The sequence below is a fragment of the Leptospiraceae bacterium genome, assembly GCA_016708435.1.
GTDB lineage: Bacteria > Spirochaetota > Leptospiria > Leptospirales > Leptospiraceae > UBA2033.
This window is the reverse complement of sequence record JADJFV010000033.1, coordinates 288534-308841: the sequence shown is the minus strand read 5'-3', so window position 1 is coordinate 308841 and position 20308 is coordinate 288534. Positions and strand designations below refer to the sequence as shown.

General features: G+C 35.4%; 19 protein-coding genes and 1 pseudogene. 17 read left to right on the top strand and 3 right to left on the bottom strand.

The annotated features are described in order from the left end of the window. Window positions 1–51: 51 nt before the first annotated feature. A complete protein-coding gene (locus IPH52_22235) occupies window positions 52–498 on the top strand; it encodes a VOC family protein (GenBank protein MBK7057717.1) in 447 nt (148 codons plus the stop codon). A gap of 179 nt (window positions 499–677) precedes the next feature. On the opposite strand, the gene IPH52_22230 is transcribed toward IPH52_22235, so the two are convergent. Next, window positions 678–1076 (bottom strand): hypothetical protein, encoded by a 399-nt coding sequence (locus IPH52_22230; protein MBK7057716.1) that lies wholly within the window; start codon window positions 1074–1076, stop codon window positions 678–680. A gap of 172 nt (window positions 1077–1248) precedes the next feature. On the opposite strand from IPH52_22230, the gene IPH52_22225 reads away from it, so the two are divergent. The 15 genes and pseudogenes from IPH52_22225 to IPH52_22155 all read left to right on the top strand — a co-directional run bounded on the left by IPH52_22225 (window position 1249) and on the right by IPH52_22155 (window position 17335). Beyond that, the gene (locus IPH52_22225; protein ID MBK7057715.1) at window positions 1249–2481 is read left to right on the top strand and encodes an ATP-binding protein; all 1233 of its coding nucleotides are present in this window, start codon (window positions 1249–1251) and stop codon (window positions 2479–2481) included. A gap of 80 nt (window positions 2482–2561) precedes the next feature. Then, a complete protein-coding gene (locus tag IPH52_22220) occupies window positions 2562–3119 on the top strand; it encodes a hypothetical protein (protein MBK7057714.1) in 558 nt (185 codons plus the stop codon). A gap of 1423 nt (window positions 3120–4542) precedes the next feature. Then, window positions 4543–6093: an FG-GAP repeat protein gene (locus IPH52_22215; GenBank protein ID MBK7057713.1), complete on the top strand. Its 1551-nt coding sequence runs from the start codon at window positions 4543–4545 to the stop codon at window positions 6091–6093. 38 nt (window positions 6094–6131) lie between these two features. After that, on the top strand, window positions 6132–6602 hold the full coding sequence (locus IPH52_22210) for an AgmX/PglI C-terminal domain-containing protein (protein MBK7057712.1): 471 nt from the start codon (window positions 6132–6134) through the stop codon (window positions 6600–6602). Window positions 6603–6821: 219 nt separating this feature from the next. Then, window positions 6822–7394: a rhomboid family intramembrane serine protease gene (locus IPH52_22205; GenBank protein ID MBK7057711.1), complete on the top strand. Its 573-nt coding sequence runs from the start codon at window positions 6822–6824 to the stop codon at window positions 7392–7394. A 127-nt stretch (window positions 7395–7521) separates the two neighbouring features. Continuing rightward, complete coding sequence (locus tag IPH52_22200; protein MBK7057710.1) at window positions 7522–8166, top strand: hypothetical protein; 645 nt, start codon at window positions 7522–7524, stop codon at window positions 8164–8166. Beyond that, on the top strand, window positions 8167–9696 hold the full coding sequence (locus tag IPH52_22195; GenBank protein MBK7057709.1) for an adenylate/guanylate cyclase domain-containing protein: 1530 nt from the start codon (window positions 8167–8169) through the stop codon (window positions 9694–9696). A 134-nt stretch (window positions 9697–9830) separates the two neighbouring features. Next, window positions 9831–11164 (top strand): annotated as a pseudogene (locus IPH52_22190) (butyryl-CoA:acetate CoA-transferase). Window positions 11165–11532: 368 nt separating this feature from the next. Further along, window positions 11533–12174, top strand: a complete 642-nt coding sequence (locus IPH52_22185) for a PAS domain-containing protein (protein MBK7057708.1) — start codon at window positions 11533–11535, stop codon at window positions 12172–12174. A 79-nt stretch (window positions 12175–12253) separates the two neighbouring features. Continuing rightward, window positions 12254–12610, top strand: coding sequence for an ATP-binding protein (locus tag IPH52_22180; protein MBK7057707.1), 357 nt, complete (start codon window positions 12254–12256; stop codon window positions 12608–12610). Beyond that, window positions 12607–13047, top strand: coding sequence for a response regulator (locus IPH52_22175; GenBank protein ID MBK7057706.1), 441 nt, complete (start codon window positions 12607–12609; stop codon window positions 13045–13047). The genes IPH52_22180 and IPH52_22175 overlap by 4 nt, the downstream gene beginning before the upstream one ends. A gap of 98 nt (window positions 13048–13145) precedes the next feature. Then, on the top strand, window positions 13146–14183 hold the full coding sequence (locus IPH52_22170; GenBank protein ID MBK7057705.1) for a zf-TFIIB domain-containing protein: 1038 nt from the start codon (window positions 13146–13148) through the stop codon (window positions 14181–14183). 141 nt (window positions 14184–14324) lie between these two features. After that, entirely contained in the window at window positions 14325–14543 is a 219-nt protein-coding gene (locus IPH52_22165) for a hypothetical protein (GenBank protein ID MBK7057704.1), read from the top strand. A 259-nt stretch (window positions 14544–14802) separates the two neighbouring features. Further along, a complete protein-coding gene (locus IPH52_22160; GenBank protein MBK7057703.1) occupies window positions 14803–16320 on the top strand; it encodes a PAS domain-containing protein in 1518 nt (505 codons plus the stop codon). A gap of 79 nt (window positions 16321–16399) precedes the next feature. Then, complete coding sequence (locus IPH52_22155; GenBank protein ID MBK7057702.1) at window positions 16400–17335, top strand: MBL fold metallo-hydrolase; 936 nt, start codon at window positions 16400–16402, stop codon at window positions 17333–17335. On the opposite strand, the gene IPH52_22150 is transcribed toward IPH52_22155, so the two are convergent. After that, window positions 17332–18357 (bottom strand): hypothetical protein, encoded by a 1026-nt coding sequence (locus IPH52_22150; GenBank protein MBK7057701.1) that lies wholly within the window; start codon window positions 18355–18357, stop codon window positions 17332–17334. The two genes, IPH52_22155 and IPH52_22150, sit on opposite strands and share 4 nt — an antisense overlap. A gap of 14 nt (window positions 18358–18371) precedes the next feature. Beyond that, window positions 18372–19301 carry a hypothetical protein gene (locus IPH52_22145; protein ID MBK7057700.1) on the bottom strand — a complete coding sequence of 310 codons (930 nt, stop codon included), beginning with the start codon at window positions 19299–19301 and terminating at the stop codon, window positions 18372–18374. Window positions 19302–19488: 187 nt separating this feature from the next. Here IPH52_22145 and IPH52_22140 point away from each other — a divergent pair, with 187 nt between their 5' ends. Then, window positions 19489–20283 carry a hypothetical protein gene (locus IPH52_22140; protein ID MBK7057699.1) on the top strand — a complete coding sequence of 265 codons (795 nt, stop codon included), beginning with the start codon at window positions 19489–19491 and terminating at the stop codon, window positions 20281–20283. Window positions 20284–20308: the final 25 nt, after the last annotated feature.

Genomic DNA, 20308 nt, shown 5'->3' with positions numbered 1-20308 from the left:
TTGTCGCATTTTTACAATTCCTTTGCAACTAATAAGGTTATAATTTAAATCATGAAAAGAATAATAATCAGTTTAATTACAATAATTTTTGCAATGAGCATCTTGCATTGCGGCTATAAGGAGAAAAAGATGAATAGTTACATTGGTATGTTTGAGATACCGGCAACAAATATCACTCGGGCGATAAATTTTTATGAATCTATTCTAGGTATAAAAATAGAAAAGATGGAATTAAAAAGTATGAAAATGGGTATTTTGCCATACGAAGGACAACAAGTTACAGGTGTCATTATAGAGGCAGAGGGTTATGAACCGTCTACTAAAGGAGTGACCATATATCTTAATGCAGGAGAAAATCTTCAAAATATTTTAGATAAGATTACTCAAAATGGGGGAAAAATCTTAATTCCTAAAACACCTCATGAAGATCAAGATGGATTTTTTGCAGTTTTTATTGATAGTGAAGGCAATAAATTGGGTCTACATTCTAAGAAGTAAAATTCAATAAAATTCGACTTTCAGTTTTTTCGTAAAAGCAAGTTAAAACAATTGCAGACGACTAACTTCAATTATCCACTGCGAGAGTGGACTATTTCAGTGCTTGCCACTCTCTCTCATTGCTCAATGCTACTTTGCATTTCAAACACTTAGAGTATAAAATTCGTTATATAAAAAATTTATTTCAACTCCAAAGCCTCCACAAAGAACCACTCTCCTTTTTCATTTAGAAAGAGAGAATGCTCGTGGTGTAGAATCGTTTTATTGTCGGGAGTTTGGTAGGTTGCTTTAAATTCAACAAAGCCTTCTGTATCTTCTGGTTTACCCTTTTTGGTAGAAACAATTTGAAGTCGCAGCCATTTACTTGTGGTAGCCCAATTCCGAATAGTAGTCAGATCATAGAGTTTGCGGGTGGACATATGTGTGGTGCGAAGAATATATTCAACAGATGCTGTCGCATACGCACTATAACGAGAGCGCATCAATTCTTCCGCCGTGCTTGCCTTACGAACTCCATCTAGAATAGGTTTACAACACTCTTCAAATAATTTGCCTGAACAACAATAACAGGTTTGCATCATAAAAATAGCCTCGCCCAAAAGGCATTTATTTGTAGAGAAGAAAACTTTTAAAAGATTACCAAAGGCTAAGTCGATGGAAGTTAATTCACATTGTCAATATTAATTATTAGATATAATTCATATTGACAATATAAATTAATAATATAAATTAATATTAGGAATATAAATTATGGAATTTAACCTAATAGAGGAAATTGTCAGAGAACAAAAGGTTGGATTTGAAAGCAAGAATTCAGGCTTAGAAAGAGATCTCGAATTAAAGAAATACCTAAACTCTACACAGATCGTTGTTCTTTCGGGGATTCGAAGAAGTGGCAAATCCACTCTGCTACGCCAAATTGCTGCAAAGCTAGAAAATTTCTATTATCTAAATTTTGATGATGAGAGACTACTTCAATTCGGTGTGGAAGATTTTAATACACTTCTGCTAGTCTGGCAAAAACAAAGTAAAAGTAAAAATATCTTACTAGATGAAATCCAAAATATCCCAAATTGGGAACGGTTTATTCGTAGAATGCACGATGAGGATTATAAGGTGTTTATCACTGGCTCGAATGCAAAAATGCTCTCGACGGAGCTTACGACCCATCTCACGGGTAGGTATATAAAAATAGAAGTGTATCCGTTTTCATTTTTGGAATTTTTACGTTTCCAAAATATTTCCACTGAGTATTCAACTATTTCAGAAAAGGCAAAAATCGTGTCGGGCTACCAAGTTTATTTAAAGGAAGGTGGTTTTCCTGATTATACAAAATACAAAGATGTAGAATTTTTAAAAAGAACCTATGATGATATTATTTACAAAGATATCATCACAAGATTTGGAATCAAAGAAATAAAACCGTTTCGCCTTCTTGCAAATTATATTTTTACAAATTTTACAAAAGAGTTTAGCTTTAATGGAATTAAAAATATCCTCGGATTTAAAAGTTCTCTAACCGTCAGAGACTATATTTCCTTTCTAGAAGAATCGTATCTTGTTTTTGAATTGAATAAATATGACTTCAGTTTAAAAAAACAATATACGACCGGCAAAAAGATATTTGTCATTGATAATGGAATGCGTGAACAAGTTGCTTTTTCTAATTCAGAGGATCGGGGACGATTATTAGAAAATTTAGTTTTCATTGAATTAAAGAGAAGACAAAAAGAAATTTATTATTTCAAAAATAAATTAGAATGTGATTTTGTTACACTTGAAAAAAATAAAATTCAATCCGCTATTCAAGTAACTCTAAGTCTTGGCGAGCAAAATAAAGAACGAGAAATCAAAGGACTCTGTGAAGCACTCGATATGTTTCAACTCAAAGAAGGAATTGTCATTTCTGAATATGAGGAAGCCAATTTTTTGGTAGAGGATAAAAATATTTCTGTCATTCCTTATTGGAAATGGGTTAGGTAAAAAATGATCTTCGTTTACCTTTCCTATTCCATCGTTGCAGTTCCGGTTATATTAATACATTTGAGAATGGGGAGTGGCTAATGAGTATTACTCTGTTTATTGGTATTATTCCGCTTTTAATTTTTGTTATCCTTGATTCTATTTCAAATTTGAAAGTAGCCTTAATTGGAGCAGTGATTATGGCAGTATTTGAGCTAGCCTTCTCTGTTTTATACTTTAATGAAATTGACATCGTTACCATATTGTCTTTCGTCCTGGTCGTTGTCTTAGCTTTTTTTTCTTACAAAAAAGAAAATCCTATTCATCTTAAAATGCAACCGGTATTACTTAGCTTTGCATTTGGGTTTACTTTTATCATTAGCTATTTGCTGCATTATCCACTATTTTATATTCTTTCTCTTAAATACAAATCTTCTCTCCCTGAAAAATTCACAGAACTATTGAGTTTTCCGATTTTTGTAGATTTCTTAACATTAGCCTCTCTCTATATGGGTTATAGTTTTATTCTTCATGCTATTGCCACCTGGATAACAGCCGTTAGACTTTCCAATTGGTCCTGGATTCTTATGCGGGGTGTAGGTTTTTATTTTTTTAGTTTTTTGGCAATTCTACTTGCAAAATGGAGAATAGGAATTTGATAACAGCTATGCTAAGTGCATCAAGCATTGCAAAAATTAAAAGTAGTTACTAAAAATTCCCGAATGAATTAAGTATAAAGTTTGACTTAATTGCATAATGATCTACAATTAATTATTTTAATTTTCTTGGAGAGTTGTAATGCGAAACCTCTTAATACCTTTTATCATACCATTTTTATTCTTATGTAAGGCTGAGAATCAATCAAAAGAAGATTCAAATTCTATTTTTTTAAATCTTGGTTTAATGTTTCAAAGAAATAATCGGCTAACAATCTCAGGAGTTGCAGTAAAAGGAATTGTAAAAACTGCAAAAGTAAATGTAAATCCTCTGAATGCTGATGGTAGCTGCAATACTTCCAATGTTTTAGTCACAGGATCAACAGATGCATCAGGCAATTATTCATTGGAATACAATAAAACAGGTGGGGTAATTTGTTTGACCGTATCGCCTGATCCAAATGGAAATACAACTCTATTCGATGAAAAAGTGAATTCTGATGTTTCTGTTCCTGCGAGTTCTAGTTTCAAATTAGTTACAATACTTCCAGAAAGCAAGATAATCGGAAATAGCCGCAAGAACATGTTAGTATCCCCCTTTTCAAAATTATTGGCTAGGAGATTACAGGCATTAGTCAAAGCAGCAGGAAGTGGAGCTGATATAAATGCATTATACAAAAAAGCGAGCAAAGAAGTCGTAATACGCTTTGGTCTGAGTAGCGGTTTATCCAGCACATCCAGTAAAGAAATCCTAAGTCCTAGAAGCACTACTACTAGTATATCCGATACAAATTATCCAGAATTAGATGATATAGTAATTGAGTTGGATAAACCAGACAGTCCGTTGACTACAAAATTTATTTCCATCTTAACAGGCTTCTCCTACTTAGCCAATAAACACAAAAAAGGAAATACACTTTCGATAGATGATATAGACGCAATTATAGAAGCATACGCAGTCGATTTTGAAGATGGACTATTTGATGGAAAAGGCAATGACGGAAAAGTCATTACCATAGGATCAAGCACAAACCAAGTTACCTTTTCGTCGACTCCGCTTACTAGCATTTTACTTCCAGCAATAGTAAGTTATGCCCAAGAAGGAGGCAAATTCACCGTGGGAAGACCAGTGAGTGATGGATCTGCATTATTAGTTTCATCTGCCCAGATTACCAGTCAGATTCAATTTGTAGACAATACGCCAATTAACTCTAATTCAGTTGGCACTGGCACCACAGGAACAACTGTAGCTCCCTCTGGTTTGACCTACACAGGTAGCCCGTATTCCTTTACCAGAACAGTACCAATCGCAACTCAGACTCCAACATTCACAGGGACAATAACCAGTTGTACAGCAAGCCCGACTTTGCCTGCGGGGTTGAGTCTTAACAGTAGTACCTGTGCAATCAGCGGAACACCGACTTTAATGTCTGCTGCTGCAAATTATACAATCACTGCATCAAATTCCGGTGGAAGTAGCAGTACCACTATTAATATCATAGTAGAAGGAATCTGGGAGACAGTTGCCTACATCAAAGCACCCAATTCAGAAGCAAATGATTTGTTGGGATATTCTGTATCCATATCCGCAGATACAATTGTAGTCGGGGCATATGGGGAGGACAGCAATCAGACTACAATCACGAACGGGACAACTGCCAGTGCAGATAATTCTGCAGCTGATGCTGGTGCAGTGTATGTAATCAATAGAACGGGAACTACCTGGGCGCAGGAAGCCTACATCAAAGCTCCCAATGCAAATGCAGGTGATCAGTTTGGATGGTCTGTATCCATTTCCGGGGACACGATTGCAGTCGGAGTAAGGAGTGAAGACAGTAACCAGACTACGATTACCAATGGGACAACTGCTAGTGGGGATAACTCTGCAGCTGATGCTGGTGCAGTGTATGTATTCAAAAGAACAGGAACTACCTGGGCACAGGAAGCCTATCTGAAAGCCCCAAATGCAAACGCAGGTGATCAGTTTGGACAGCTTGTATCCATATCCTCTGACACGATTGCAGTCGGAGCAATAGATGAAGATAGCAACCAGACTACCATTACGAATGGGACAACTGCCAGTGTAGATAACTCTGCAACTAGTTCAGGTGCAGTGTATGTTTTCAAAAGAACAGGGACTACTTGGACACAGGAAGCCTATCTGAAAGCCCCCAATGCGGAAACACTGGATAACTTTGGCTTTTCCGTATCCATATTCGGGGACACGATTGCAGTTGGGGCACATATGGAAGACAGCAACCAGACTACAATCACGAACGGGACTACTGCCAGTACAGATAACTCTGCATCTACCTCAGGTGCATTGTATGTGTTCAAAAGAACAGGAACTAACTGGGCACAGGAAGCTTACCTGAAAGCTCCCAATGCGGAAGCAAATGATTTCTTTGGAGGTAAGGTATCCATATCCGGGGATACGATTGCAGTCGGAGCAAATCAGGAAAGCAGCAACCAGACTACCATTACGAACGGGAATACTGCCAGTGCAAATAACTCAGCACCTAGCTCAGGTGCAGTGTATGTATTCAAAAGAACAGGGACAACCTGGGCACAGGAAGCCTACATCAAAGCTCCCAATGCAAACGGAGGTGATTCGTTTGGATACTCTGTATCCATATCCGGGGACACGATTGCAGTCGGAGCAAGGAATGAAAGTAGCAATCAAACTACAATCACGAACGGAACTACTGCCAGTGCAGATAATTCTGCAACAAATTCAGGTGCAGCCTATGTATTCAAAAGAACGGGAACTACCTGGGCTCAGGAAGCATACATCAAAGCTCCCAATGCAGAAGCAAATGATTGGTTTGGATTTCCTGTATCCATATCCGGGGATACGATTGCAGTCGGGGCAATGCAGGAAGACAGCAACCAGACAACTATCACCAATGGGACAACTGCCAGTGCAGATAACTCTGCATCTAGTTCAGGTGCTGTCTATGTTTACAGAAAGCAGTGATCTATGAATTCTGAGTTTTGAAGGAGGAATGAAAATTTATGGATAAAAAAGATAGGTTCATCTTGGCTCTAGTATTAGTAATTGTTGCTATGTTGGCTTTTATTGTTTACAATACAAAAAAGCAACAAGAAGTTCAGCAACAACTCTTGCGCACTATGGAATATAATTCTGCTAACCCCGGAGGGGATAATAAAGGAAAACCAAAAGACCCATACAAAGAAATTGCAGTCAACAATTCCTTACGAAAAAAAGCCAGAGACATCCAGGAATGCTATAATGACTTTCTAAAAACAAATCCAAAACTAACAGACGGATTTGTGGAAATCGACTGGAATATATTAGAAGATGGTAAAGTAAAAAAAGCCGAAATGGTAAGCAGTGATTTAAATGCGGAATCTCTCAATCACTGCATCTTGCAGATCATTTCCGCCATTGAGTTTCCACCTCCACCGACAGGAATGCAAACCTATACTACCTATAAATACAATTTTAAAAAGGTAAAACTTTAACTCACCTCAAAGTTTGGCATATAATGACAGAGCGGTAAATTCTATCTAAATAAAAGGTGAAAAAGGAGTAACACAATAGAATTTAGGAAATTATCGGAGCAAAAATTTGCAATGGGCTCCAATGCGAATAAAAAATCAGATAGGAAAAGAAATAGCTTTTACATTGCAACATAAATGAATAACGGTTACTATAAATTATCCTAAGTTGGAGGAATTAAAATGAGTTATAATCAAAAAGGTTTTGAAAAGTTGAAGCATGGGTTTAGTTATTCTATTGGATTTGTCGCTCTTCTCTGGGTGATAGCTGTTATTGATTTGCTATTACCAATGGACTTGACTACGTTAGGCGTTTATCCTAGATCCATTTTGGGGTTAATAGGGATTCCCCTTTCTGTTTTTTTACATTCTGGTTTTTCTCATCTTGCGTCTAATTCACTGCCGCTTATTTTTTTGATGGCGACTCTTCTCATTGTGTATCCCAAACCTGCTTTTCCTGCTATGCTTTTTATGGTTCTCTATGCGAATATACTTGTTTGGATTTTTGGAAGATCTGCTTATCATATTGGAGCCAGTGGACTCGTTTATTCTCTCGTAGCTTTTTTAATTGCGGCAGGGTATTTCAAGAGAAGACCACTATTTGCTATCATCGCCTTTATCATTGCTGTTCTCTACGGAGGACTTGTTTGGGGCGTAATTCCCGGACTCGTTGGATGGTATGTATCTTGGGAATCGCATCTCTTCGGTGCAATCGTTGGAGTATACCTCGCGCATTTTTATAAAAAAGATTTATAGATTTCAAGAGAAGAGCGGCTAATGCAGATAATCCAAATAAAGCCAATCACTATTTACAAAAAGTGATGCATTTAAAGAGCTACAAAATAAATTAGATCGGGAAAAAAATCGGTAAATATATAAAAGTATGAACAACAAAAAAGCGCCTTTCCTTGTGTTTCCATTAATCTTTTTCTTCTTTATGACCATGATCGGTCTCGCAATGAGAGAACATTGGATAGAAATGGCTCTGACTCCGATTCCAAAAGAATACCAAAGCATTGAGATAGGAACACGTATTCATTTCGATGACCCTCGAATTCCAAGTGGGCAAGCAATGTTTATTCATTTTTCTAATCCTTCTTGCGGATGTGCTCAATTTATAAAAAAACATTTTATTGAACTAGTAAAAGATTTTTCCTCCCAAGTTCAATTTATAGTAGTTGTTGAAGCAGAGAACCAACAACTTATTACTCAAGAAATACAAGACTTAACCGACAAGTTGCAATTAGCCGCTACTAATGTAATTTTTCTGCAGGATGTGAATGGCAATTTAGCAAAAAAAGTAGGAGTCTATTCTACTCCGCAAGCTGTAATTCTTGATTCAGAGCAAAAGTTATTTTTCCGAGGAAACTATAATGCATCTAGATACAGCACAAATACAAAGACGCAATATGCATATTTGGCGCTAAATGGATTATTGGAAAAAAAAAGTCCTGAAAAATTAAAGGCTGGTTATGCAATCGGCTGCGTGTTACCCACTAACCTCAAAGAAAATGAAAGGAACTATTAAATGAAAGAGTTATTTATTTTTAATCCAGAAAGCTATTATTCAGAAGATATGAAGTCTCTTGTTTCTCGTGATGAATTTCTAGCAGAATTCAATGAAAAAATTCATGAAGAAGAAATTAAAGCTGAAAAGGTTGCAAGAATTTTTATCTTTGCGAGTTTTTTATTCGGCTGTTTAATTTCTTATAAATACGATACCTATCTATTGGCATTTGCCGGTGGCGGACTTGGAATTGTATCCTATTTTCTTGGACTTAGATATTTTCCCTATACCTATGCACAAAAGTTTTTAAATGAAAGTATTCTCCAGTGGTTTATATTGCAGTATATTTCCCAAATGCATGGAATGTATGAAATGCATTTTGCTTTCTTTCCGATTACGGCAATGCTTATTGTCTATAGAGATTTATCCACTTTTATAATAACAGGGCTAATACCTGTTACCCAGCATCTTCTATTCTTTGCATTACAACTTGGTTTCGGATATGACTTGCGAGAATACTTTATCAATATTGATAATCTAACCTTAGAGATTATGATCTATCATCTAAGCGTAGCAACTCTGCACTTGGTAATCGTTGGATTTTTTTGCGTTTTTTTCAGAGACAAAATTGCGTTTCAATACAAAACTCTTCTAAAGCAAAAATACACAGAGAAACAAATTTTTCAGGAACAAGAAAATGCAATCAATAACCAGGAAAAATTGATTAAGTCTTACGCCCGTTTTGTTCCAGAACAACTCCTTCGATTCTTAGGCAAAGAGTTAATTACCGGTGTTCAATTAGGAGATTCAATAAATAAGAAAATGGCTATCCTCTTTTCTGATATCCGATCGTTTACCACTCTATCTGAGGACATGTCTCCTGAGGATAATTTTAAATTTCTAAATAGCTATTTACATGCAATGGGACCTTCCATTCGAAAGAACAATGGCTTTATCGATAAATACATGGGGGATGGGATAATGGCTATTTTCCCCGAAGGCTCTACAGATGCGCTACAATCAGCCATTGAAATGTTAGATGAACTAGCCGAATTCAATAGAACGAGAGAGAAAAATGGAAAGCTTCCGATTCGAATTGGAATTGGAATTCATGTAGGCTATCAAATGTTTGGAATCATTGGTGATGCGGAAAGATTAGAAGGAACGGTTATTTCTGATGCGGTAAATACTGCATCTAGATTAGAAGGACTGACCAAAGTGTATGGAAGTGAAATACTAATTAGTGAAGAAGCACTGATGGATATAGAAAATCTCGAATCCTACGTTCACCGCAAATTAGGATACGCCCAAGTAAAAGGAAAATCCAAAAGCATAGCAATCTATGAAGTTTTCTCAGGAAGAAGTAATAAGGAAATTGATATATTTCAGCGAACAATTCTTTCTTTTGAATTGGGTTTGGATCATTTTCAGAATTCAAATTATCATGAAGCAAAAAGTCTTTTTGAAGCTGTATTAAAGTTTAAACCAAATGATATTCCTTCCCAACTGTATTTAAAGAAGACAGAAGAAGCAATGCAATTAACCAAGTAAACGATGACAATTTATATAAATGGATAAAAAATAAATAATAAAAAAATTTCATTTTGATTTGTAATCCCTATTCTGATACAATGAACCCAGAAAGTCTCCCTTCACAATCAGGAGAAAGAAAGAGGAGCTAATGTATGTCATACACAGAAGAATACAATCGTAAAAAGTTTACAAGCGAAGACGCTGCTAAATTAGTTCAATCGGGAGATTGGATTGATTATGGATGGTGTGTTGGTCAAAGCTATGAATTTGATAGAGCATTAGCAAAAAGATACCAAGAACTCAAAGATGTAAACGTTAGAGGCGGTGTAAGTTTATGGATGCCTGAGATATTTAAAATTCCCAATCCCAAAGAGCATTTCACTTGGAACTCTTGGCATTTTTCTGGAAATTGTAGAAAGATCACCGACATGGGTTGCGGATACTATATTCCGATGCGTTATGCGGAAATCCCTCGGCTATATCGAGAAAATGTAGACCCAATTCAAGTTGCTGCCTTTCAAGTTGCACCGATGGATGAACATGGATATTTTAATTTTGGTCCTCAAGCTTCCCACCAAATGGCAGTTATTGAAAGATCCAAGTTTGTAATTGTTGAGGTAAATACCAATATGCCTCAGTGTATGGGAGGAATAGAAACTGCTGTGCATATTTCTAAAGTATCTCATATCATTGAAGGCTCAAATCCAGTGCTTGCCCAATTGCCTTCGGCTATACCGTCTGATGTAGATAGAAAAGTAGCGAAATTAATTGTAGAAGAAATTCCAAATGGAGCCTGTTTACAATTGGGAATTGGTGGAATGCCAAACGCTGTAGGCGTTATGATTGCTGATTCTGATTTAAAAGATTTAGGAGTTCATACAGAAATGTATGTAGATGCATTTGTGGAAATGTCTCTCAAAGGAAAATCAATGGTTCTAAAAAATCGATTGATAGAGGCAGACAGACATTTGCCTTTGGAGCAGGAACTGACAAACTATACAAATTCATTCACAACAATCCAGAAGTAATGAGCACTACTGTAGAATATACAAACGATCCTTCTGTAGTCGGACAATTAGATAATTTTGTATCCATCAACAATGCAGTGGAAATTGATTTATTTGGTCAAGTAAACTCTGAGTCTTCTGGCTCCAAACAAATCAGCGGCACCGGCGGGCAATTGGATTTCGTAATGGGTGCATATAAATCCAAAGGCGGAAAAAGCTTTGTATGTTTAGCATCTACTTATGGCAAAACAGGCGAAGTTAAATCTAGAATCGTACCTACCTTAGAGCGAGGTAGCATCACAACCGATTCAAGAACTGTAGTTCACTGGGTTGTTACAGAATACGGAAAAGTAAATCTAAAAGGAAAGAGCACATGGCAAAGAGCAGAAGCAATCATTTCCATCGCCAATCCTTTATTCCAGGACAATCTAATTCGAGAAGCTGAGTCTTTGAAAATCTGGAAAAAGAGCAATCGGTAAAAGGATTTTTCCTGATTCTACACTTGAGTCTACACTTTTCTTAAAATAAGAATCGTTTATCCCGAACGAAATCCGAGTTTGCTCAATCTTTCTTTGGATAATCAATAATATCCTCCCTTTGTTTAACCAGGCTTATCCCCTCCTTGCAGTATATGTTGCGGTTAACTTAGAAATTCTGTATTTCTAATTAATTAATGCATAAAAGACAGGCAAATCTCCGTTTATTCCTTTTTCAGTGCGCTTATTTTCAGCACTCAGTCTTATTTATATCTTTTTGAGAAAAGAGAATAAGATTTAAAAAAGTCTAAGAGAAATTTATACACTTGACTAAGAAATTAAAAAGTATACGATAAGTATGAGAGAAAAAAATGAAGCCTGCTAACCAAGATGACAAATTCCAAATCATGGCTGACAATGCACCAGTTATGATCTGGATTGCTGGAACTGATAAACTGTGTTATTTCTTTAACAAGCCATGGCTCAATTTTACAGGCAGAACTCTTGAGCAGGAATATGGAAATGGTTGGGCAGAGGGTGTGCATCCTGATGATATGAAGATGTGTTTAGATATTTATTTAACTGCCTTTGAAAAGAGAGAGCCATTCCGTATGCAATATCGCCTCAAACGACGCGATGGGGAATACCGTTGGATTCTAGATACAGGGAACCCTTGGTTTGATGGGGAAGAAAAGTTTGCAGGTTACGCCGGCTCTTGTATAGACATTAGTGAAATGGTTGAGTCCAAACGACTTTTAGAAAAAGCCAACCAAGAACTCTTAGAATTTAATTATAGATTGTCTCATGATCTAATTGCACCAATCAAAACAGTCAGAGGATTATTAGAATTATCCTCTCTCAGTATTAAAGAAGAAGATTGGATTACTCTCAGTCAATGCCATGAGAAAATTGCAAGTCCCATACAAAAACTAGAAACATTGATTCAAAGCATTTTAGAATTGGCAAAAAGCAGACTATCAAGATCAAAATCCTCAGATTCTAGATATATCTAAGATTCTAGAAGATATAAAAGAAAATCATTCACAAAGCCTACTCACAAATCATATTGAATTTATTACCGAATTAGAGGCAATGACAGTAACAACATTCCTTTTTCGTTTCAAAGAAATTCTTTTCAACTTAATATCTAATTCAGTTAAATTCTATGATTCAAAAAAAGAAAAACGTTGGATAAAGATAACTACTAAATACGATATACGAAATAATCTAGTAATAACAGTAAGCGACAACGGAGTTGGATTTGATGCCGAATACCAGGAAAGAATATTTCAAATGTTTTTCAGAGCCCATTCCCAACAACTTCTTGGTAATGGCTTGGGTCTTTATCTAGTAAAGAAACATGTTGAAAAAATAGGAGGATCTATTAAAGTCCTCTCCTCTCGCGAAGATACTGTATTTCAAATTATAATTCCAAATTTAAGTATATGAACCCACAAAATTTAAAATCCATTTTAATTGTAGATGATGAAGAAATAGAATTCTTTATCGCTAAAAGAATACTAGAAAGCACAAAGTGTTTTAGTCATATTTATAATGCCGTGAATGGAAAAGAAGCATTACAACTATTCAAGAATTATGAAGAGTCCTGTAAAATATATCCGAATCAATTTCCACCCAGTTTGATTTTATTAGATATAAATATGCCTGCTATGAATGGATTTGAATTCTTAGAAGCCTATCAAAACTTATTGACTACTCAAAAGATTTATCCGAGTCCCACTATCATTATGTTCACAAGCTCTGAGGAAGAAAATGATAAAGAAAAGGCTATGCGATTTCCCTTTGTTAAAGATTATCTAGTAAAACCACTCAGTCCTGAAAAAGTAAACAAACTAGTTCAAGACATAGGAATGGAAAGTATATAACTATTAGCCGCTTCAAAATGTTTAAATATATTTGACAGTGTGTAGCTGTCATTTAGCATCGAGTTCTCTCAAATGAACTCCACTGGCGAGGAACAATAATGAATTGCCCTAAATGCAAAATAGGTCTGAGATCAGAAACGATAGCCGGTCTACAAACAGATTTTTGTTCTAGATGCGCTGGTGTTTGGTTGGATAGTTGCGAACTTTCTAAGATTCTAGGAGTTAACAGTGATTTGCCAGAACAAATCATAAAATCTGAATTAAAATCAACAAGCCTAAACTGTCCTAGATGCGAGAATAAAAAAATGGATCGATTTGTATATCATCCTGAAGCAAGAATCATTCTAGAAAAATGTCCTAGTTGCGAAGGGCTCTGGCTGGATAAAGGAGAATTCGGTTTAATTCAGGGACTCTTAAAGAAATGGGAAAAGAAAACAACTCTTACGAAAAAGGCTAATTCCAATTATGTGTCACCGAAAGATAATACAAAATTTATCATCCATATAAAGAAAGAGGATACTATTGAGCAGCCTTTACCAACAACAATAGAAGAACCTATTACAAAGAATCAATCTTCACCTGAAGATAAGCAAACCGTAAACAACGTAAAAATTCCGGCTCCATTCTTTCAGTCTGTTTTATGGGAAATTATTAAGCCTTTATTCATTTACTTTGTTTCAATACTATTCATAATCCTATTTGCAGATACCAAAAATGCAATTGTAAAAAATCCCTGTTTGTATTGGTGGTTTTATCTACTCGGTTTCGTTTTATCTCCATTAGCCGCTTACTCCTATATGAAAAATGCCAGCTTTGTGTTAAATGGTTGTTTAGCGAAAGGAAGAGTGATTGATTATATTGTTACAAATTCTATTAGTAAGCCCAGCGATTCTATGTATAAAGCAATTATCCAATACTATGATGAAGAAGGAATGTTACATCAATTTACCGATCCGATAGCAATCTCTTATTCAGTTCGCATCTCGGGAGAAGTTAACGTTTATTATGATCCCAAAAATCCCGAAAATGCAAAACTAAGAAATTGGTCGAGCCTCTGGGGATTATTTTATGGCTTTGGATATTTAGGATTTGCCTGTATATATACAGCTCCCTTAATGCAATCTCATTGTAAGTGAGGATAATGGCTGTTTTAGACGAAAGACTTGCTGCAAGCTATCGCATGATTTCTAAGTCGCTCAATTTTTTAAAAATAATTTTCTAAGCATCATCTCTGAAATGCTCTTGACAATATTCACGAATGCTCAATCAATCAAAGTATGAACTCTATACAAACTATTGACTGTCATTATTATACAAACGAATTTGCAGCAGCCTATCTAATGCGAGAAGGAGAAGAGGGACTCTTTGTGGATAACAACACAAATTCGGCAATTCCCTATTTACAAAAATTAAAATGGACTCAAATTTCCATGTGCAAGAAAGGTAATACCGAGTTCTCTCAAAGGACTCCATTGCCCGGGACCTATTCTAATTGATATAAAAATTCATTATTTTAAAATAATCGAATCAGGTAACTTATAATTAGCCGCATCTTTGACTTAATACTAAGTCTGTTATAAAAAGAAGTGAAGACTGTAAATTTTACCTGTTCAATGCAATACTCTATAGATTACAGCCTATTATCCCCCTACCAGAGAACCCTTAGATATTTTCCTGATTCTCCTATATTTGATTTGACAGGTTTAGAATTTATATGAGAGAGTACTACTTACAATTTCGAAGGGAACAATTAAGATGAATGCGATAGAATTAACAAAGCCTGACCGAAGGGCGATAGAAAAAATACTGTCAGATAAAAATCAAGTATCAGTATCCATATTAATATTTCTTTTTTTCGGCTACCTATCAGTAGACAATCATTTTAGTAATAGTTTGCCATTATGGCTAAAAATGGTTTTATTTTTAGTGAATATAATTATTCTATCCAAATTTTTTCGTTCTATTTTTATAATTCAAAAAGAAACCGAATTTAAAAACTTGAATGAGATTTTTAGAGATTATGCGCTTATAAATTCGAAGTTAACGGCTCTAAACCGCTCACAGGCAATTATTGCTTTTAATATGGACGGAATCATCTTGGATGCAAATGATAATTTTCTTTCCACTATGGGTTATCCATTAGAAGAAATCATTGGTAAACACCATAGTATGTTTGTTGAAAAAGAATTTATGGAATCAAAAGAGTATAAAGATTTTTGGGCAATCTTACAATCTGGAAAATTTCATAAAGCTGAATTTAAAAGAGTTGGTAAAAATAAAAAAGAAGTTTGGATCCAAGCAACTTACAATCCTATTTTTGATTCAGATAATAAACCTATTCAAGTAATAAAATTTGCATTAGATATAACTCAACAAAAATTGCTTAGCATTGAACTAAATAATTTAGCAGAAGAGCTTGTTCTTTGTTTAGAAAAAATGGAGAAAGGAGATTTGACGCAAAGACTAAAAGGCAATTATACGGGAGGATTTTTAAAAATTAAAGAATCATTTAATCAAACGATGAATCATCTTAATAATGTGATGGCTCGTGTAAATGAAAACACAGAGACAGTCCTCATTGCCTCAAAGGAAGTAGACTCAACTGCTCAATCACTGAGTCAAACAGCAACTGAACAAGCCGCAACAGTTGAGGAAATGGAAGCCTCTTTAAATCAAATAATTAATAAAATTAAAGAGACTGCAAAACATGCAAATGATACAAATACAATTGCTGAACGTTCTTCAAAAGAAGCGGCTAAGGGCGAAGAGTCTGTTAGAGAAGCAGTAGAAGCGATGAGAACTATCTCTAAAAAAATTTCTATCATTCGTTCGATAGCAACGCAAACTAGCCTACTCTCCTTAAATGCGTCCATTGAAGCAGCAAGAGCAGGGAGCCAAGGTGGTGGAAATGGATTTGCTGTTGTTGCAACTGAAGTTGGCAAGCTTGCCGAGAATAGCAATATCTCCGCCAATGAAATAAGTAAACTTACAATCAACAGTTTAACTGTAGCCGAGGCAGCAGGTTTAGTTATCGCGGAATTGATACCGGCAATTAAAAAAACTTCTAGTCTTGTAAATACAATTTCTGTTTCCAATCAAGATCAAGCAGAAACGGTTTCTCAGATTGGAAAGTCAATGAGGGATTTGGATAAAGTAACCCAAAACAATGCAGCAAGTTCAGAAGAGCTAGCGGCTACCGCAGAAGGACTAAGTTTACAAGCCCGCCAACTAAAAGAAGCAATGAGCTATTTTAATTTGAAGACTGAAAAATAATGAATTGCCCTAAATGCAAAATAGGTCTTAGCCTTTAAATGCTCTTGACAATATTCAGGAATGCTCAATCAATCAAACTATGAACTCTATACAAACTATCGACTGTCATTATTATACAAATGAATTCGCAGCAGCCTATCTAATGCAAGAAGGAGACGAGGCACTCTTTGTGGATAACAACACAAATTCAGCAATTCCCTATTTATTAAATGCGTTATCCGCAAAGAATATATCCAAAGACAAAGTAAAGTATCTAATTATCACCCATATTCACTTAGACCATGCAGGGGCTACTTCTCGTTTGGTGCAAGAATTTCCAAATGCTACCGTATTGGCTCATCCTAAAGCTGCACCGCATGTGATTAACCCAAAGCGTATCATAGAAAGTGCAAGCATGGTATACGGAAAAGAAAACTTCCTCAAGATGTATGGACAAATTCTAGAAGTCCCGACAGAGAGAGTTAGAATCATGCAGGACGGAGAAGTATTAAGATTTGGCGGAAGAGATTTAACGTTTATCTATACCCGTGGGCACGCAAACCACCACTTCGTAATCTTCGATTCAAAAACAAATTCCATATTCACGGGAGATTCGTTTGGGATTAGTTATCCTTCGCTACGCCAAGGAATTTCACCTTTTTTATTTCCATCTACTACTCCGACGGATTTCCACGCAGAAGAAGCAAGACTTAGTATTGAGAAAATAATAAACACAAAAGCGGATAAAGCGTATTTGACTCATTTTGATTCATGGACTGATATGAAGTCAGGTGCAGAGCAAATGCTTTTTGGAATTGATAGAATGGAAAAGGTTTTTAATGAATTGGTTGCTTCCAATCAATCAGATAGCGATTTACAAGCATTAGGCGAAAAAGGAATAGGAAGCTTTTTCGAAGAAGAGTTCTTAAAACGAAAAATCCCTTCCTCTATCCTAGAATTAGTCAAGCCAGACATTCAAATCAATGCGCAGGGGCTAGTGTTTGCCGCTAACCGCGCTAAGAAGAAAGGTAGTTAAAACTTTTCAATCCAACCGACGTTGTAGAAAGTTTTATTTAAAAGTTTTTCAAGATCTTTTGCATTCTTTAAGTGTTTCCCTACTCCTTGAATTTGTTCGGCGATATCTTGTCTATCGCCTTTGAAATTTTCTAGAACATCGTTCATTTGCTCTGATGTAGCTTTGATAAAAATAAAGTAATGATTTGGTGATTCATTTAGAATAAAATAAGGCGTGTTAGCTGCTACATTCAAACGAAAGGCAAGATTGTCGATATGATATTCTTTTGGTCTCTTAAGTAAGTTCAACTGCTTGCTCTCAGTGAAAATTCTTTTAGATGGAGAAAATGCATTAGGAATTTCAATATTCATATGACGATAAACAAGCAAAGGTTCAAATTGATTCTCTTTCCAAAACCCAACATAGGTCAGAGTAGTCAAGATATTGTCTTCAATTTTAATAATGGTATGGTCTTTTGTTTTTTTATAATCGACTACTTCGCCTGGAATAGTGTCGAATAACTTCCAGTTTCCGCTATCTTGCTTTTGAAAGAAATGCGAAGTATAACAAGGACCCATCGGACAACATCTAGATTTTAAAACAAATATATCTGATTTATTTTTAATCTTTTGCTTATAAACAGACAAATAGGTGAATGCGGTAAATTGCTCTCTATCGCTGACGAATATATTATCATTATCCCCATATAATTCTACTTTCTTATTTTGAAAAGAAGTCTCACAGAATTTATTCTCTGTATTTAAAATTTCCCGAAGCTCTAATTCTATTTCAGTCTTCTTTGGAACATTCTCTGTGAAATTGCGAATAAAAATATCCGGTGTAGGTATATAAGGATTTTCCGCTTCTTTACAATTTAATAGAATAAGTAGCGCAGTCAAAATAATTACAGTCCTAAAATCCTTCGACAGGCTCAGGATGACAGATTTATATTGATTAATAATTTTGTCATGGTGTGGTTCGACAAAGCTCACCAACCAAGCTTGTCGAACTAGGATTTGATTACAATTTTTGAAAAATTGCATAAGTATTCTCTCTTTCAATTTCTCTCTTGTCCAAAAAAGCAACTAAGTCTATCGGGAAATTTTTCTTTTAAGGAAAGTTCATATACAAGGTTATCGCTTTCGTAATAGGTTTTACTACCACTTGATAATATATAATTTGGATTTAGATTTTGATTGTATTCATAATAAGCTTTAAAGCCATTTTCCCCGGATTGACTTTTAAATGTAGCACTTGGAGATTTCACAAAACGCAAATCAATTCCACGACATTCCGCAATTATCTTTTTTCCCCAGAATCTACTCCATGCATTTCCTACTTCCGTTGTAAATTTAATATTCATTTCAAACTTAGAATCTAATTTCCATTCTCTTAAAGGCCAGAGTTCATAGGCAAATGAATTACTCCACTTACTAGATTGAAAATATCCATGACTAATCTCCGATACAGACAGTGGTTGTTCATACATAACACGAATTGTATTTTGACCGACTACAAATTTCGCCTTGAAGCTAGCGGTATAGATTTTATTAATCGTTCCTTCACAAAATTTGCATAGATCAGAAAGGCGGTATCCTTCTTTTTCTAAATCGGAAACATTGAGTAGATTAGGTAATGTTGTTTCTATTGGTGCATCATTAACGGAAGTAGTTACGATCCTATCTGAAGGCAAAACAAATTCTAGCGCATAACTCGCATCAGCCGTAGACTGAATAAAATAGATAGCTTCTACTTTGCAATTCTTCTCGATAATCCGAGAAAGATTTCCATCTCCTTCATACGCTCTATCACATTTGAATACTAAATTTTCCTTCATAACTACAAGCTGGGCATTCGGATTCGAAAGTGCATAGGATGGATATCGGCTAACCGACCATGGTGCTCTCAGGTTCGCCAATAGTGTATTAGCCGACAAAAGAATGCAAAGTAAGAAAAATAATTCGGTTTTAAAAATTTTTAGTATCATACTGTAAGTTTTAAAAAGCTACGATGACTTGCAATCAGTAAATTTTCAAGATTTCATACAAGGCTGACAATAGTAATTCTTTCTTGTTTTTATAAAAAACGCGTGCTTTCCCTATTAGTAAATTTACATTTTTATTCGATAGGTAATAGTGAATTATTTTGAGTCTATAGAATAATGGGAGGCTTCTATGTTATTAGATGGATTGAAACGAATCGACCTAAGCTTTGCATTACTTTGCTTTTTCCTATTTCCTTTCCTGCTATTTAGCCAGACAGAGAAGGAAATCTCATCGACTCATACCTACTCTGATTGTAAATTTCATTCTCTAAAAACAAAGGACAAGTTAGATTGTGTCGTAGAAGAATTTTCCGGAAACGAAATGATTCTCTATGTATATGAATTGCAAAACCAAACTTTAACAGGCATTCCTCAAAAAATCATAATTCCATCCTGGTATAATTTTGCAGATGTGGAATACCGTGACATTTTAGGGGAAGGAAAAAAAATGATATTTGCCACATTCGAAGGCAATTCAGGATTATCCACACTTCAAAAAATTCTAATCGTATTTCATTTTCAGAATAATACATTTCGTCCTGTTTTATTTGAAACTGTTTCTTACACCTTATCCTGTTGTGGCAAATCCCAATCACTCGATCTAAAATATAAATTTGTTGATTCTGGTTCAAAGCGTGTTTCAATTCAGCTAAATTATACATACAATCAATACGTTGCCAACAAAGTGCAATTAGACAAAAAGAAAATCTGGGCAGATGAATTGGTATGGGATAACAAGAATTTAACATTCTATGATGCCGACCAAGAAACCAAGAAAAACAAAAAAGCAGAATTCTATGTAGAAAAGAAAATCTACCAAACCCGTTTAGATTTTCCACCTATTCACTCCATTGAAATGCAAAAGCTCACAGACCTAATCTACAAATCCAAAATCTTCGAAGTCCTCATAGACGAAAAGTCGTAATCTTTTCTAGAAAAAAGTCTTGCTA

Excerpts from the sequence above, each read along its gene's own strand:
- IPH52_22235 (MBK7057717.1), top strand. The coding sequence starts at position 52 with ATGAAAAGAATAATAATCAGTTTAATTACAATAATTTTTGCAATGAGC.
- IPH52_22230 (MBK7057716.1), bottom strand. The coding sequence starts at position 1,076 with ATGCAAACCTGTTATTGTTGTTCAGGCAAATTATTTGAAGAGTGTTGT.
- IPH52_22225 (MBK7057715.1), top strand. The coding sequence starts at position 1,249 with ATGGAATTTAACCTAATAGAGGAAATTGTCAGAGAACAAAAGGTTGGA.
- IPH52_22220 (MBK7057714.1), top strand. The coding sequence starts at position 2,562 with ATGAGTATTACTCTGTTTATTGGTATTATTCCGCTTTTAATTTTTGTT.
- IPH52_22215 (MBK7057713.1), top strand. The coding sequence starts at position 4,543 with ATGTCTGCTGCTGCAAATTATACAATCACTGCATCAAATTCCGGTGGA.
- IPH52_22210 (MBK7057712.1), top strand. The coding sequence starts at position 6,132 with ATGGATAAAAAAGATAGGTTCATCTTGGCTCTAGTATTAGTAATTGTT.
- IPH52_22205 (MBK7057711.1), top strand. The coding sequence starts at position 6,822 with ATGAGTTATAATCAAAAAGGTTTTGAAAAGTTGAAGCATGGGTTTAGT.
- IPH52_22200 (MBK7057710.1), top strand. The coding sequence starts at position 7,522 with ATGAACAACAAAAAAGCGCCTTTCCTTGTGTTTCCATTAATCTTTTTC.
- IPH52_22195 (MBK7057709.1), top strand. The coding sequence starts at position 8,167 with ATGAAAGAGTTATTTATTTTTAATCCAGAAAGCTATTATTCAGAAGAT.
- IPH52_22185 (MBK7057708.1), top strand. The coding sequence starts at position 11,533 with ATGAAGCCTGCTAACCAAGATGACAAATTCCAAATCATGGCTGACAAT.
- IPH52_22180 (MBK7057707.1), top strand. The coding sequence starts at position 12,254 with ATGACAGTAACAACATTCCTTTTTCGTTTCAAAGAAATTCTTTTCAAC.
- IPH52_22175 (MBK7057706.1), top strand. The coding sequence starts at position 12,607 with ATGAACCCACAAAATTTAAAATCCATTTTAATTGTAGATGATGAAGAA.
- IPH52_22170 (MBK7057705.1), top strand. The coding sequence starts at position 13,146 with ATGAATTGCCCTAAATGCAAAATAGGTCTGAGATCAGAAACGATAGCC.
- IPH52_22165 (MBK7057704.1), top strand. The coding sequence starts at position 14,325 with ATGAACTCTATACAAACTATTGACTGTCATTATTATACAAACGAATTT.
- IPH52_22160 (MBK7057703.1), top strand. The coding sequence starts at position 14,803 with ATGAATGCGATAGAATTAACAAAGCCTGACCGAAGGGCGATAGAAAAA.
- IPH52_22155 (MBK7057702.1), top strand. The coding sequence starts at position 16,400 with ATGAACTCTATACAAACTATCGACTGTCATTATTATACAAATGAATTC.
- IPH52_22150 (MBK7057701.1), bottom strand. The coding sequence starts at position 18,357 with ATGCAATTTTTCAAAAATTGTAATCAAATCCTAGTTCGACAAGCTTGG.
- IPH52_22145 (MBK7057700.1), bottom strand. The coding sequence starts at position 19,301 with ATGATACTAAAAATTTTTAAAACCGAATTATTTTTCTTACTTTGCATT.
- IPH52_22140 (MBK7057699.1), top strand. The coding sequence starts at position 19,489 with ATGTTATTAGATGGATTGAAACGAATCGACCTAAGCTTTGCATTACTT.